A 13,060-nucleotide genomic window follows, 5' to 3' on the forward strand; every position below is an offset into this window, starting at 1 on the left:
GCCTCATGGAAGACACCCTGACCGAACGGCCGGACGCCGCCGACCCTGGCGACCGCGACGACGCCATCGACATGCCGTCCGACACCACCCCGGCACGCAAGGACAACCGCAAGGAAGACCGCCACTTCGTGACGGCCCTGGCGCGCGGGCTCGACGTGCTGGCGTGCTTTCGCGGGTTCGACGCGGAACTCGGCAATGCCGAACTGGCACAACGCTGCGGCCTGCCGAAATCGACGATCTCGCGGCTGACCCACACGCTGACCGAACTCGGCTACCTGCAGGCGCTGTCCGACCCCGTGCGTTACCGCCTGGGCAGTTCCGCGCTGGCGCTGGCGCCGGCCGGTCAGCAAGGCGCCGACGTGCTGTCGGTGGCCAAGCCCTTCATGCGCGAGCTGGCCGAACTGTCGCAAGGCGTGGCGTCGCTGATCGTGCGCGACCGCGGCCGCATGCTGATCTACGAAAACTGCCAGTCCGAAAGCTACCTGACGCTGCGGGTGCCGGTCGGCAGCCGCGTTTCGGGGCTGACCACGGCCGCGGGACGCGCGTACCTGCTGGCCCTGCCGCCCGCCGAGCAGCGCCAGGCGCTGAGCGCATTCCGCGCCGACGACAAGGTCAGCGCCGCGCAGGCCGAAGGCATCCTGTCGAACTGCCGCGACGAACAGCGCCGGCTGGGCTGCACGACGTCGTTTGGCGAATGGCTGCCCGACATCAACTCGATTGCGCTGGCGTTCCGGCCGGGGTCGTCGCTGCCGCCGATGACGCTGAGCTGCAGCGGCCCCAACGCGCTGGTGCCGCCCGCCCATCTGCTGGAAAAGGTCCGGCCGCTGCTGCAGCAGCACATCCGGGGCATCGAGGCGGCACTGGGCGTGAGCGCCTGACCCGGGCGCCTGCCGGACACGCCGCCTCGCGCTCAGCGCGGCGGCGTGTCGGCCCCATCGTCGTCGCCGTCGCGGTATTCCGGGGGCAGCTTCCTGGTCAGCCTGCCGTCGAAGCGGGCATGCAGGCTGTTCTCGAACTTGCCGCCCAGCCGCAGCAGCAGCAGGCCCAGCGCGAGCGCCATCACCACGATCGCGTAATAGCCGGCGCCCGACGCCGCGCCCAGGATGGCCGCCAGCCAGATACCGGCCGCCGTGGTCAGCCCCTGCGGCCGGTCATGCACGCCGTGCCGCGCAATCACGCCCACTCCCAGGAAGCCCACCCCGGTCAGCAAGCCCTGCAGCACGCGCGACATGGCATCGGCAGGGTGTCCGTTGAGCGTCACCACGCACACGGCCGTGGCCGCCCCCAGCGCCACCAGCCCCAGCGTGCGCATGCCGGCCGCCTTGCCGTGCAGGTTGCGGTCCAGGCCGATGATGGCGCCCGCGGCAAGCCCGCCCAGCAGCCGCCAGAAGAGTTCCAGAGAGAATTGGTCCATGTCGGCAAGCTTAGCGCGTGAAGCGTCGACATGACAGCCGGGATTGCCGTACGATGCGGATTCCCTGCCTTCGTCCCACGGAACCGATTCCATGCCCCATCTGATTGTCGAAATCACCGAAAACACGCGCCTGACCTGCTCCTTCGAGGAACTGCTGGACGAAGCGAATGCCGCGCTGCTGTCGAGCGGCCAGTTCCAGGAACCCGATATCAAGTCGCGTTGCGTCACGCTGTCCACGTTCCGCCAGGGCACGGAGCCGGCCGACCGCGCCTTCGTCCATGCCACGCTGCAGATCCTGGACGGCCGCGACCAGGGCGTGCGCAAGCAGCTTGGCGAACTGGTGGTGAATGCGATTTCGGAAATGGTGCGGCCCGGCGCGCCAGGACAGACCGTGCAAGTCACGGTGAACGTCGTGGAAATGGAGCGCGCCACGTTTTCCAAGCAGATCATTGCCGGCTGAATGGCCGGCTGGATCGGGACGGCGCGATCTCGGCAGCGCCGATCCTGACCTAAGCTGGAACCTCCGGCTGGCCACGCCGGCCGCCAGTTACCGGGAGACATCGCCATGGACACCCCCTTCCACCCGTTCTCCGACCTCTTCGCACAGCTTGGCCTGCCGTCGGACGAGGCCAGCATCCGCGCCTTTATCGCCAGGCATTCGCCGGTTCCGCAGGACGTCGATCTCTGGGACGCCCCTTTCTGGACACCGGCGCAGGCCACGCTGCTGCGCGACGAGATCATCGAGGATGCCGACTGGGCCGAGGCCGTCGATCAGCTGAACCTGGCCCTGCGCGCGCCCGCCTGATCCGCGCGGCGCCGCGCGTCGCTGCTGGCGCGTAGCACCTTGGGCCGATGGACGCGGGCGCGGGATCGGCGCTACCATCGGCGGATCCACCCTCCAGGGTGGTTGCGACCCGCCACCCGCCGCCCTGCGGCGGGCGTGCCAGTCCGCCACGGAGATATCCATGCTGCTGCGCCGTCATGCAAACCGACTCGCATTGTTCGCCGCGTCGTTCGCCATCCTGTTCGCCGGTGTGACGCCCGTTTTCCATGGGCATGCCCAGACACCGCAGCCGTCCCCGGGCGACGCCGCCATCAACGACGCCATTTCCGATGCGGTCCGCCAGGGCTCGATCCGCTTCCAGCCCACGCCGTCGCATGCGCCCACGCTCGAAGAACAATGCGACCAGCTGGCCTTGCAGATCGGCGAAACGCCGCGCCGCAGCTACCGGCCATCGAACGCGCCGGTCGAAAACAGCCAGGGCAACGAGATCTCGACCGTCGAGCGCGACCGCACCCGGCGGCAGCTGCAGAAGGTCTATCAGGAAAAATGCATGCAGTAGCGGACCATCGGTTCGCGACTGCCGGGTAAGCGGCCGTGCCGTGATCGGATAGCGGAAAGGATAACGGGGATGACGGCAAAAAGCGCCGTCATCCGCACTTCCGCCCGATATCGCGAAGCGAGACCGCTCAGGTCACCGGCGCCGGGTTGAACAGTGCCAGCGAATTGTGCAGGCCATGGTGTTCGGCCCAGGTCTTCTTGCGGCCGCTGGCCACGTCGATCATCAGGTGGAACAGTTCCCAGCCCACATCCTCGATGGTGGCTTCGCCCGTGGCGATGCGGCCGGCGTTGACGTCCATCAGGTCGTGCCAGCGGCGCGCCAGGTCGCTGCGGGTGGCCACCTTGATGACCGGCACCTCGGCCAGGCCGTAAGGCGTGCCCCGGCCCGTGGTGAACACGTGCAGGTTCATGCCGGCAGCCAGTTGCAGCGTGCCGCAGATAAAGTCGCTGGCCGGCGTGGCGGCGTAGATCAGGCCCTTGGTGCGGACCTTGTCGCCGGGCGACACCACGCCCGAGATCGGCGCGCTGCCTGATTTCACGATCGACCCCATGGCCTTTTCGACGATGTTCGACAGGCCGCCCTTCTTGTTGCCCGGCGTGGTGTTGGCGCTGCGGTCCACGCGGCCACGGTCCAGGTATCTGTCGTACCAGTCCATCTCGCGAATCATCGCCTCGGCCACTTCGGGCGTGGCGGCGCGCGAGGTCAGCTGGTCGATGCCGTCGCGCACTTCGGTCACTTCCGAGAACATCACCGTGGCGCCGGCACGCACCAGCAGGTCGGTGGCAAAGCCGACGGCCGGGTTGGCGGTGACGCCCGAAAACGCATCGCTGCCGCCGCACTGCACGCCTACCACCAGCTCGGAAACCGGCACCGTCTCGCGCTGGCGCGCATTGAGCGCCTCGAGGTGCGGAATGGCCATCTGCACGATCGAATCGATCATCGAGCCGAAGCCCACATGCTTGTCGTCCTGCAGGCAGACCACCCCCACCTGCACTTCGCCGGCGCCGGTCTGGATCGGGATCGTGCCCGGCGGCATCAGGCGCTCGGGTTGCAGCTTCTCGCAGCCCAGGCTCACCATCATGGCTGTTCCGCCAAAATTCGGGTTCAGCGCGATATTGCGCAGCGTGCGGATCGGCACCACGGCATCGGGCGCATCGATGGCCACGCCGCAGCCGTAGGTGTGCTCCAGCCCGATCACGTCGTCAACGTTCGGATACTTCGGCAGCAGTTCGGCCTTGATGCGCTTGACCGCGTGATCGACCACGCCAGCCACGCACTGCACGGTCTGGGTGATGGCCAGGATGTTACGGGTGCCCACCGAGCCGTCCGGATTGCGGAAGCCTTCGAACGTGTAGCCTTCCAGCGGCGGCAGCGGCTCGGGCAGGCGCGTGCCGATCGGCAGATCGGTCAGCCCCGGTGCCACGGGCATCTCGATCACGCGTTCGTTGACCCAGCTGCCGCGCGGCAGGTCCTGCAGCGCGTAGCCGATGGTCACGTTGTAGCGCGTGACCGCGTCGCCCTTTTTCAGGTCCGCCAGCGCCACCTTGTGGCCCTGCGGCACGCGTTCCACCAGGGTCAGGCCGCACGGGAACACCGTGCCGGCAGGCAGGCCGCCGTCATTGGCGACGATGGCCACGTTGTCATTGGCGTGGATGCGGATGTACAGCGGCGGACGTTGCTCCGCGGCCTGGGCGTTCTGTACCGACAGGTCCGACATGGTGGGGATTCCTTCTTTATTGGGGGTGCTTCAGTTCGACGCGGCGAATGTCCTTGACGATCACCAGGTAGCTCAGCACGGTCACCAGGGCGTTGATGCCCACGAAGACCAGCGCGCCGTTGAACGAGCCCGTGGCGCTCAGGATATAGCCGATCACAATCGGCGTCACGATGCCCGCGATATTGCCAAACGTGTTGAAAATGCTGCCGGCCAGGCCGATCACTTCCTTGGGCGCCGTATCGGCCACCACGGCCCAGCCCAGCGCGCCAATGCCCTTGCCGAAGAACGCCAGCGCCATGATGCCCACGACCAGCCATTCCGCATCGACGTAGTTGCACGCGATCATCGACACCGACAGCAGCATGCCGGCCACGATGGGCACCTTGCGGGCCACCGTCAGCGAATGGCCGCGGCGCAGCAGCGTGTCGGAGATCACGCCGCCCAGCACGCCGCCCAGGAAACCGCAGATGGCCGGCAGCGAGGCCACGAAACCGGCCTTCAGGATCGACATGCCGCGCGCCTGCACCAGGTACACCGGGAACCACGTCAGGAAGAAGTACGTCAGCACGTTGATGCAGTACTGGCCCAGATAGACGCCGGCCAGCATGCGGTTGGTCAGCAACTGCCTGGCGTAGAACCAGCCGGCCGGATGGGCCGCGCGGCTGCCCTGTCTGGCATCTTCGCCTTCGCCCATGTGGATCAGGCCGCCGCCCTGCGCGATATGGTCGAGCTCGGCCTGGTTGACGCCGGTATGCGTGGCCGGGCTGCGCATGACCTTGAGCCAGACCAGCGCCAGCAGCATGCCCATGATGCCCATCCACAGGTACACATGGTGCCAGCCCCAGCGATGGACGATCCACGCCATCAGCGGCGTGAACACCACGGCCGCAAAATACTGCGCGGCGTTGAAGATGGCCGATGCGGTACCGCGCTCGGCGGTCGGGAACCAACTGGCCACCACCTTGGCGTTGGCCGGGAAAGCCGGCGATTCCGCCAGCCCCACGGCAAAGCGCAGCGCGAACAGCACGCTGATGGCCTGGCCGATCGTAGCGAAAACGCCAATCCAGCCTTGCAGCAGCGTGAAGAACGACCACAGGAAAATGCTGAATGCATAAATGCGGCGCGCACCGAAACGGTCGAGCAGCCAGCCGCCCGGGATCTGCGCCATCACGTAGGCCCAGCTGAAGGCCGAGAAGATATAGCCCATCTGCACCGCCGAGAAGCCGAACGCCTCGCGCATGGCGGGACCGGTGATGGACAGCGTGGCACGATCGGCGTAATTGATCGTGGTCACGATAAAGATCAGGGCAAGAATCCAGTAGCGGACGTTGGTGCGGCGGGCGCCGGATGCGGCGGCCGCGCTGGAAGCGGGTGTTGCGTTCATCGGGGTCTCCTCACAGCCGGTGGACCTCGATGCGGGAATGCGTCTGGACCGGCTTGTGATATGTCGTCGTACGACCAGAATTATAGAGACGGGGTTCCGTCCGCCACAGTGCGCGTTTACCCTGCCTTGGTGCAATGAGCTGTATTTCGGTGCGTGGCCCGATACCGCTGCCTTTCAATTGGCTTGCGGCTTGGCGGGGGATTCCGCCCGGTTGGCCAACCCAGCCTGCCCGGCCACAACGGCGCGTGGACACCCGTCTTCGCCACCCTTTCCCCCGGGGTTTTCCCTTGGTTTGCGCCATCCCACTTGCACGGTCAAGTTGTTAGTTGTACGATGACTTATCTCGAAACTTAACAACGATGGACCGGGGCACCCACCAGCCTTGATCCACACTTCACCCACCATTCGCCATGTGGCGATCAGGAAGAGCGACATGACTACACCGCAAGAACTGAAGCAGATTATTTCCGAAGGCCTGCTCTCGTTCCCCGTTACCGATTTCGACGCACAGGGCAACTTCCGCGCCGACACCTATACCGAGCGCCTGGAATGGCTGGCGCCGTACGGTGCCTCGGCCCTGTTCGCCGCGGGCGGCACCGGTGAGTTCTTCTCGCTGACGCAGCAGGACTACTCGAATGTGATCCGCACCGCCGTGGAAACCTGCCGTGGCAAGGTGCCCATCCTGGCCGGCGCTGGCGGCCCGACCCGCGTGGCCATCGAGTACGCCAGGGAAGCCGAGCGCCTGGGCGCCCACGGCATCCTGCTGATGCCGCACTACCTGACCGAAGCCAGCGAAGACGGCATCGCCAACCATATCGAAGAGGTTTGCAAGGCGACCCGGTGCGGCGTGATCGTCTATAACCGCGCCAATTCGCGCATCGGCGCCGACCTGCTGGCCAAGGTCGTGGACAAGTGCCCGAACCTGATCGGTTTCAAGGACGGCGTGGGTGACATCGAAGCCATGGTGCGCGTGCGCCGCAAGCTGGGCGACCGCCTGGCCTACCTGGGTGGCCTGCCCACCGCCGAAGTCTATGCCGCTGCCTACAAGGCGCTGGGCGTGCCGGTGTACTCGTCGGCCGTGTTCAACTTCATCCCGAAGACCGCGATGGACTTCTACCGTGCCGTGGCCGCCGACGACCACGCCACGATCGGCCGCCTGATCGACGACTTCTTCCTGCCGTATCTGGACATCCGCAACCGCAAGCATGGCTACGCCGTGTCGATCGTGAAGGCCGGCGCCAAGCTGGTTGGCCACGACGCCGGCCCGGTGCGCGCGCCGCTGACCGACCTGACCGAGGAAGAAGTGGCCAAGCTGGACGCCCTGATCAAGAAGCTGGGTCCGCAATAAGCCATACCGTATCGAGTTGAAGCATTGAGAGCCGACACAAGTCGGCTCTTTTTTTTGGAGCCGCCGCCGGCGCCAGCGGTGAGCTCGGGCAGCCCCCTGGCAACCCACCGGTACGCCAATCGTCCGCGATCCCGGCATCCGTATTCACCCTGATTCCGCCCCCATTGCGAACAAATCGCGCGATCATTGCGCCATTGACCGATGACGGAGCCCGATATGGCAGCGCAGTCAGACGACACGGCAACCGAGCCGCTGGTGCTGCATGACAGCCGCGATGGCGTGGTGACGCTGCGGCTGAACCGGCCGCTGCAGTTCAACGCGCTCTCGGAAGCCATGCTGGCCGCGCTGCACGGCGCCCTCCAGGGCATCGCCATCGATGACAGCGTGCGTTGCGTGATCCTGGCGGCCCAGGGCAAGGCGTTCTGCGCGGGCCACGATCTACGGGAAATGCGCGGCCAGCCCGCGCTTTCGTACTACCAGGGCCTGTTCGCCCGGTGCAGCGTCGTGATGCAGGCCATCCAGGCGCTGCCGGTGCCTGTCATTGCGCGCGTCCATGGCATTGCCACCGCCGCCGGCTGCCAGCTGGTCGCCAGTTGCGATCTGGCGATTGCATCCATGCAGGCGCAGTTTGCCGTGTCCGGCATCAACGTCGGGCTCTTTTGCTCCACGCCGTCGGTGGCGCTGTCGCGCAACGTGGCAACGAAACGGGCCTTCGACCTGCTGGTGACCGGGCGCTTCATCGACGCCCAGACAGCGGCCGATTGGGGCCTGATCAACGAAGCCGTGGCCGACGATGACCTCGATGCCGCCGTCGCACGCAAGGTCGCCCAGATCTGCGCGAAAAGCCCGACGGCCATCCGCTATGGCAAGGCCATGTTCTACAGGCAGCAGCCGATGCCCCTGGCCGACGCCTACGCCTTCGCTGGCGACGTGATGGCGCGCAACATGATGGAAGAGGATGCCGGCGAAGGGATCGACGCGTTCCTGCAGAAGCGCGATCCGCGCTGGACCCAGCGATAGCCATCGCCAAGCCCCCTCCACGCCTGGCGTTCGCCGACATCGCCTTCCCGGATCAACGGAACCCGGCGCAGCCGTCTTGCACCATCGCCGCCCCGGGGCCCGCCTTCGCACGCACCACAACCGCCCTGCCGTGCGCCAGTAAGGTGAAAAATACCCAGATTTCGTTCGATTTGCGCTGGCCCAAAACCTGCGATGGTGATGATTGAAGAGTAGAAGCGTTCAACCGCCCGTTTCCTGACGCCCCCATTGGCGCAGGCGGGCGGCAGGAAATTGCTCTTGATGTCCGCGCCGCTGCGGAACTCGAGAGCCAGAGACTGCCTGCATCCCAGGTATTCCAGGTATCCCGCTTTCCCGGTCGGCCGGACCCGTTCAACTTTTCCTGAACCCGGAACGACATGACCAGGACAACCACCCTCCCCCTGCATGAACTGGCGCGCGAGTCGCGCATGGGCGCCCACGGCACCGAGACCGATGCGCGGGACATCCGCCGCATCGACCTGTCGGATTTTGACCAACGCAAAGCCGAGATTGCCGACCAGCTCTGGCAGGCTGCCGTCGAAATTGGCTTCTTCCAGCTGGAAAACCACGGCATCGACCTGACAGCCGTGCGCGAAGCGTTTGCCATGACCGAACAGTTCTTCGCGCTGCCTGAGGCAATCAAGGGCCAGTACCCGCTGCAGAAGGCCAACAACGCCGGCTGGGAAACCCGCGCCCAGGTGCGCCCGTCCACCGGCACGCCCGATCAGAAGGAGTCGTACCAGATCACGCGCCCGCATATGGCCGCGCTGTGGCCCACCGACGCCGAGCTGCCCGGTTTCCAGGCCACCATGCTTGCGTTCGAGCGGCAATGCTGGGACGTCGGCATGAAGGTACTGTCCTGCTTTGCCGACAGGCTCGGCTTTGACGCCGATTTCTTCAGGCGCGCGCACGACCCCGTAGCGCCCGACTATCAGAGCACGCTGCGCCTGCTCCACTACTACGCGATTCCGCCTGAGGCGCAGGACAAACTCGACCTCTGGCGCGCCGGCGCGCACACCGATTTCGACTGCCTGACGCTGCTGTTCCAGCGCCAGGGACAAGGCGGTTTGCAGGTTTGCCCCGGCAAGGAGATGGAAGCCCAGGCATGGACGCCGATTCCGCCGGACGAGGACGTGATCACCTGCAACATCGGCGACATGCTGATGCGCTGGAGCGACGACCGCCTGCCGTCGAACTTTCACCGCGTACGCAATCCGCTGCCGGGCGAATACATGGGCCCGCGCTACAGCCTGGCGTTCTTTTGCCAGGCCAACCGCAATGCCGTGATCGAGGGGCCGGCGAAGCAGTATCCGGCGATCACCGCCGGCGATTTCCTGCGCCAGCGCGTGGCGGCGAACTTCAAGGCGTACTGACGCCCGGGCGCCGGCCGGGCGCCCACAAACCAAAAGACCCCGTGCTCTTGCGAGACACGGGGTCTTAAGCCGTCCGGCGCCTGCACGGGGCAGGCATCGGGCAGGCGACTACCAAAGTGGGTCGGCGATCAGGCCGCAGCGTCCTTCAGCTTCTTCAGCGGACGGACCTTGACCTTGACGCTGGCCGGCTTGGCCGGGAACCAACGCTCTTCACCCGTGAACGGGTCCTTGCCGAAACGCTTCTTCTTGGCCGGCACTTGCTGCGCGGTCACCTTCAGCAGGCCCGGCAGCGTGAATTCGCCAGCGCCCTTCTTGTTCAGCGCGCTGACGATGGTGTTTTCGAGGTGAGCCAGCACCGTCTTCACAGCCTTGGCTTCGAGCTGGGTTTGTGCCACCAGGTGAGCGACCAGGCTCGACTTGTTGAAGGTGTCCTTCAGCGGCTTCACGGTCGGCGCAGCGGCGGGAGCAGCCTTCTTGGCCGGTGCGGCCTTCTTTGCGGCAGCCTTCACGGGTGCCTTGGTTGCTGCGGCCTTCTTGGCAGCAGGCTTGGTTGCAGTCTTCGCGGTCGGTTTCGCTTTGGTCGCCATATCGATATACGAGAGTTGAAGATTGATGTCCCGGCCATTTGCCATCCATCGCAGCGTAGCACCTGTCATCGCTCGCGAATCGTGCTGGCCGGCACGCACTGAATCATAGCGGAAACAGCCAGAAGTAAAGGGGTTTTCTCACATGCGACAGGTCAAACCAAGTGAAAACCCCGGGTTTTGTCGCTGGTTTGCGTCAGCAGATGCGCTGCGGAGCGGTACGTCCCCCCACTTTCGCACGTGACAGACGCCGCGAACGCGCAAAAGTTTCCGCAAATCAGTGGGCGTGCGCGGCCATCGCATCGCGCGTTTCGCGCGCCAGCCCCATGGCAAAGGCGGCTTCGGCCACCAGAAACAGCGGCCCCACCAGCAAGCCGACGAGGTCGTCGACAAAGGCCGGCTTGCGACCCTCGAAGTAGTGACCGACGAACTGGATGACCCACCCTGCCACGAACAGGCCGATCCCCGTGGTCAGCCATGCCACGGTGGAAAGCGCGGCAATCCATGCCCCCGCCCACACGAATAGCGCCAGGATCGCGGCCATCGCCACGCCAAAGCCGAACGACAGGCGCAGGTAGAACAGGCAGGCCAGCACATAGACGACGATGGCCGGCGTCAGGAACAGCACGCCGTCCCCCAGCGGCATGGCGGGGCGGCCCAGCAGCGCGGTAACGGCCAGCACGATCATCGGAATGCCGACGAAATGCGTGACGACGTTACGGCTGTCACGGTGGTAGGCTGCGTAGCCGGACAGATGATCGATCAGGGTTTTCACGGGGCGTCTCCTCTCTTCTGGCTGTTTTCTGGCTGTTTTCTGGCTGTTTTCTGGCTGTTTTCAGGCGCTTTCTGGTCTCTCTCTCGTGCGCGTTCGCACCAGCCGGTCACCGGCACGGCCAGACCACGTTGCGCGCCGGGTTTTGCTGTGGATTTATATTAGTGACGCACCGCGTGCTCCGGAAGAGGGTCTACCCGCCGTTCGAGCCGCCCTACTAATACTTCCAGTCCCCTCGATATGCGCCACGAAGACGAGATCCCCGCCCTCACCATCGGCCAGCGCGATGCCTGGCTCGAACGGATCGGCATCGGCACCGAGGCCGATCTGTCGCCCACCCTGGACACGCTGAATATCCTGATCGGCGCCCACCTGCGGCATATCCCGTTCGAAAACCTGACCCCGCTGGTGGGCTGGCGCGTGAATATCGATCTGCCGACGGTATTCGACAAGCTCGTCGCGCAGCGCCGCGGCGGCTACTGTTTCGAGCTCAATACGCTGTTTTGCGCGGGCCTCAAGGCGCTGGGATTCGCGGTGACGCCACTGGCCGCCCGCGTGCGCTGGAACGTGCCCGACGAGCGCCCCACGGGGTTGTCGCACATGCTGCTGCGCGTGGAAGTGGCGCACGAAAGCCATGTCGCCGATGTCGGCTTTGGCGGACCCACGCCGGACCGCGCGCTGGCGCTGTCACTGCCGGCGGCTGCCGCCTCACCGTACCGGCTGCTGCCCACACCGCCCGCCGTGGCCGGCACGGGCTTCCATTCGCATGATCTGGCCGTGCGTGATCCTGAGGCGAACGCGGACGATGCACAGGCCTGGCGCCTGCTGTATCGCTTCGACCTGACCCCGCAACCGCAAATCGACTACGTGGCGCGCAACTGGTACGTCTCGACGCATCCCGACAGCCACTTTACGCAGAAGCTGATCGCCGCCCGCACGGAGGCCGACGGCACGCGGCTGTCGCTCGGCAACGGCAGCCTGACCGCGCGCATGCCGGACGGCAGCGTGCAAAAGACCGACCTGGCGACGGCCGGCAGCGTCATCGACGTCCTGGCCGACCGCTTCGGCATCCGTATCGACGACGACCTGCGCGCCGCGCTGGCGGCACGGCTGCCGGCCGTCCTGGCAGCGCCCTGACATTCCGCGCTGCGGCACGGTTCATGCATCGCGTGAATTGCCCGCAGAAAGTTTGCTGATATCGGCCCTGCCGCGCGAGTCGGGCTGTGGACTGGGAAACGACGCCTGCCCATAATGTCCCGGCCCATTCACGATTCAGGCGGCGGCCAGGACCGCTGCCCATCCCTATCAGGAGACACCATGTCATTGTTCGATCTGTCGGGCAAGGTTGCCATCATCACCGGGTCCTCGCGCGGTATCGGCCGGGCCATTGCCGAGCAAATGGCCATCCAGGGCGCCAAGGTCGTCATCTCGTCGCGCAAGGCCGAGGCCTGCCAGGAAGTGGCCGATGCCATCAATGCGCAACACGGCGCCGGCACCGCGCTGGCCGTGGCCGCCAATATTTCGTCCAAGGAAGCCCTGCAAAACCTGGTCGACGAAACCCACCGCGCTTTCGGCAAGGTCGACATCCTGGTCTGCAACGCCGCGTCGAATCCCTACTACGGGCCGATGAGCGGTGTGTCGGACGACCAGTTCCGCAAGGTGCTGGACAACAACGTGATCTCGAACCACTGGCTGATCCAGATGGTGGCGCCGCAGATGATCGAACGCAAGGAAGGCTCGATCATCATCGTGTCGTCGATCGGCGGCCTGCGCGGATCGCCCACGATTGGCGTCTACAACGTCTCGAAGGCGGCCGACTTCCAGCTGGCGCGCAACCTGGCCGTGGAATTCGGGCCGCACAACGTGCGCGTGAACTGCATTGCCCCGGGTCTGATCAAGACCGATTTCGCCAAGGCGCTGTGGGACGATCCCGTGCGCTACAAGCAGTCCACCGAGAACGCGCCGCTGCGCCGCATCGGCGAGCCGGTGGAAATCGCCGGCGCGGCTTGCTTCCTGGCTTCGGCGGCCAGCACGTTCATGACGGGCCAGGCCCTGGTGGTGGACGGGGGCGTCACGATCTGATCTGT

At 65.8% G+C, this 13,060-nt stretch carries 14 protein-coding genes; 9 read left to right on the top strand and 5 right to left on the bottom strand.

What is annotated here, in order from left to right:
• Positions 1 to 5 precede the first annotated feature (5 nt).
• Positions 6 to 878, top strand: a complete 873-nt coding sequence (locus AC24R4_RS02210) for an IclR family transcriptional regulator (RefSeq protein WP_400395897.1) — start codon at positions 6 to 8, stop codon at positions 876 to 878.
• 32 nt (positions 879 to 910) lie between these two features.
• Here the strand turns inward: AC24R4_RS02210 and AC24R4_RS02215 are convergent, their stop codons facing one another.
• Positions 911 to 1,414: an MgtC/SapB family protein gene (locus tag AC24R4_RS02215; protein ID WP_400395895.1), complete on the bottom strand. Its 504-nt coding sequence runs from the start codon at positions 1,412 to 1,414 to the stop codon at positions 911 to 913.
• 91 nt (positions 1,415 to 1,505) lie between these two features.
• Here AC24R4_RS02215 and AC24R4_RS02220 point away from each other — a divergent pair, with 91 nt between their 5' ends.
• The 3 genes from AC24R4_RS02220 to AC24R4_RS02230 all read left to right on the top strand — a co-directional run bounded on the left by AC24R4_RS02220 (position 1,506) and on the right by AC24R4_RS02230 (position 2,757).
• Positions 1,506 to 1,874, top strand: coding sequence for a 5-carboxymethyl-2-hydroxymuconate Delta-isomerase (locus AC24R4_RS02220; RefSeq protein ID WP_487522131.1), 369 nt, complete (start codon positions 1,506 to 1,508; stop codon positions 1,872 to 1,874).
• 105 nt (positions 1,875 to 1,979) lie between these two features.
• A complete protein-coding gene (locus tag AC24R4_RS02225) occupies positions 1,980 to 2,219 on the top strand; it encodes a DUF2789 domain-containing protein (RefSeq protein ID WP_487522132.1) in 240 nt (79 codons plus the stop codon).
• Positions 2,220 to 2,379: 160 nt separating this feature from the next.
• Positions 2,380 to 2,757 (top strand): hypothetical protein, encoded by a 378-nt coding sequence (locus AC24R4_RS02230; RefSeq protein WP_487522133.1) that lies wholly within the window; start codon positions 2,380 to 2,382, stop codon positions 2,755 to 2,757.
• A 127-nt stretch (positions 2,758 to 2,884) separates the two neighbouring features.
• On the opposite strand, the gene garD is transcribed toward AC24R4_RS02230, so the two are convergent.
• Both garD and AC24R4_RS02240 read right to left on the bottom strand, forming a co-directional pair.
• A complete protein-coding gene (garD, locus tag AC24R4_RS02235; protein WP_400395358.1) occupies positions 2,885 to 4,474 on the bottom strand; it encodes a galactarate dehydratase in 1,590 nt (529 codons plus the stop codon).
• Between the two features lie 16 nt (positions 4,475 to 4,490).
• Positions 4,491 to 5,858 carry an MFS transporter gene (locus AC24R4_RS02240; RefSeq protein ID WP_400395356.1) on the bottom strand — a complete coding sequence of 456 codons (1,368 nt, stop codon included), beginning with the start codon at positions 5,856 to 5,858 and terminating at the stop codon, positions 4,491 to 4,493.
• Positions 5,859 to 6,291: 433 nt separating this feature from the next.
• Here AC24R4_RS02240 and kdgD point away from each other — a divergent pair, with 433 nt between their 5' ends.
• From kdgD to AC24R4_RS02255, 3 genes are all read left to right on the top strand, one after another.
• Positions 6,292 to 7,206: a 5-dehydro-4-deoxyglucarate dehydratase gene (gene kdgD / locus AC24R4_RS02245; RefSeq protein WP_400395355.1), complete on the top strand. Its 915-nt coding sequence runs from the start codon at positions 6,292 to 6,294 to the stop codon at positions 7,204 to 7,206.
• 216 nt (positions 7,207 to 7,422) lie between these two features.
• A complete protein-coding gene (locus tag AC24R4_RS02250) occupies positions 7,423 to 8,226 on the top strand; it encodes an enoyl-CoA hydratase (protein ID WP_487522134.1) in 804 nt (267 codons plus the stop codon).
• A gap of 395 nt (positions 8,227 to 8,621) precedes the next feature.
• Entirely contained in the window at positions 8,622 to 9,617 is a 996-nt protein-coding gene (locus AC24R4_RS02255) for an isopenicillin N synthase family dioxygenase (RefSeq protein ID WP_400396281.1), read from the top strand.
• Positions 9,618 to 9,745: 128 nt separating this feature from the next.
• Here the strand turns inward: AC24R4_RS02255 and AC24R4_RS02260 are convergent, their stop codons facing one another.
• Positions 9,746 to 10,204, bottom strand: coding sequence for an HU family DNA-binding protein (locus AC24R4_RS02260; protein ID WP_153947970.1), 459 nt, complete (start codon positions 10,202 to 10,204; stop codon positions 9,746 to 9,748).
• Positions 10,205 to 10,478: 274 nt separating this feature from the next.
• Positions 10,479 to 10,976, bottom strand: coding sequence for an Mpo1 family 2-hydroxy fatty acid dioxygenase (locus AC24R4_RS02265; protein ID WP_400396279.1), 498 nt, complete (start codon positions 10,974 to 10,976; stop codon positions 10,479 to 10,481).
• Positions 10,977 to 11,213: 237 nt separating this feature from the next.
• Here AC24R4_RS02265 and AC24R4_RS02270 point away from each other — a divergent pair, with 237 nt between their 5' ends.
• Positions 11,214 to 12,110, top strand: a complete 897-nt coding sequence (locus tag AC24R4_RS02270; protein ID WP_487522135.1) for an arylamine N-acetyltransferase family protein — start codon at positions 11,214 to 11,216, stop codon at positions 12,108 to 12,110.
• Positions 12,111 to 12,290: 180 nt separating this feature from the next.
• A complete protein-coding gene (locus AC24R4_RS02275; protein WP_400395406.1) occupies positions 12,291 to 13,055 on the top strand; it encodes an SDR family oxidoreductase in 765 nt (254 codons plus the stop codon).
• Positions 13,056 to 13,060: the final 5 nt, after the last annotated feature.

The organism is Cupriavidus sp. CER-90 (genome assembly GCF_057652055.1).

Coding starts and splice junctions, on each gene's coding strand:
- AC24R4_RS02210 (WP_400395897.1), top strand. CDS start 6: ATGGAAGACACCCTGACCGAACGGCCGGACGCCGCCGACCCTGGCGAC.
- AC24R4_RS02215 (WP_400395895.1), bottom strand. CDS start 1,414: ATGGACCAATTCTCTCTGGAACTCTTCTGGCGGCTGCTGGGCGGGCTT.
- AC24R4_RS02220 (WP_487522131.1), top strand. CDS start 1,506: ATGCCCCATCTGATTGTCGAAATCACCGAAAACACGCGCCTGACCTGC.
- AC24R4_RS02225 (WP_487522132.1), top strand. CDS start 1,980: ATGGACACCCCCTTCCACCCGTTCTCCGACCTCTTCGCACAGCTTGGC.
- AC24R4_RS02230 (WP_487522133.1), top strand. CDS start 2,380: ATGCTGCTGCGCCGTCATGCAAACCGACTCGCATTGTTCGCCGCGTCG.
- garD (WP_400395358.1), bottom strand. CDS start 4,474: ATGTCGGACCTGTCGGTACAGAACGCCCAGGCCGCGGAGCAACGTCCG.
- AC24R4_RS02240 (WP_400395356.1), bottom strand. CDS start 5,858: ATGAACGCAACACCCGCTTCCAGCGCGGCCGCCGCATCCGGCGCCCGC.
- kdgD (WP_400395355.1), top strand. CDS start 6,292: ATGACTACACCGCAAGAACTGAAGCAGATTATTTCCGAAGGCCTGCTC.
- AC24R4_RS02250 (WP_487522134.1), top strand. CDS start 7,423: ATGGCAGCGCAGTCAGACGACACGGCAACCGAGCCGCTGGTGCTGCAT.
- AC24R4_RS02255 (WP_400396281.1), top strand. CDS start 8,622: ATGACCAGGACAACCACCCTCCCCCTGCATGAACTGGCGCGCGAGTCG.
- AC24R4_RS02260 (WP_153947970.1), bottom strand. CDS start 10,204: ATGGCGACCAAAGCGAAACCGACCGCGAAGACTGCAACCAAGCCTGCT.
- AC24R4_RS02270 (WP_487522135.1), top strand. CDS start 11,214: ATGCGCCACGAAGACGAGATCCCCGCCCTCACCATCGGCCAGCGCGAT.
- AC24R4_RS02275 (WP_400395406.1), top strand. CDS start 12,291: ATGTCATTGTTCGATCTGTCGGGCAAGGTTGCCATCATCACCGGGTCC.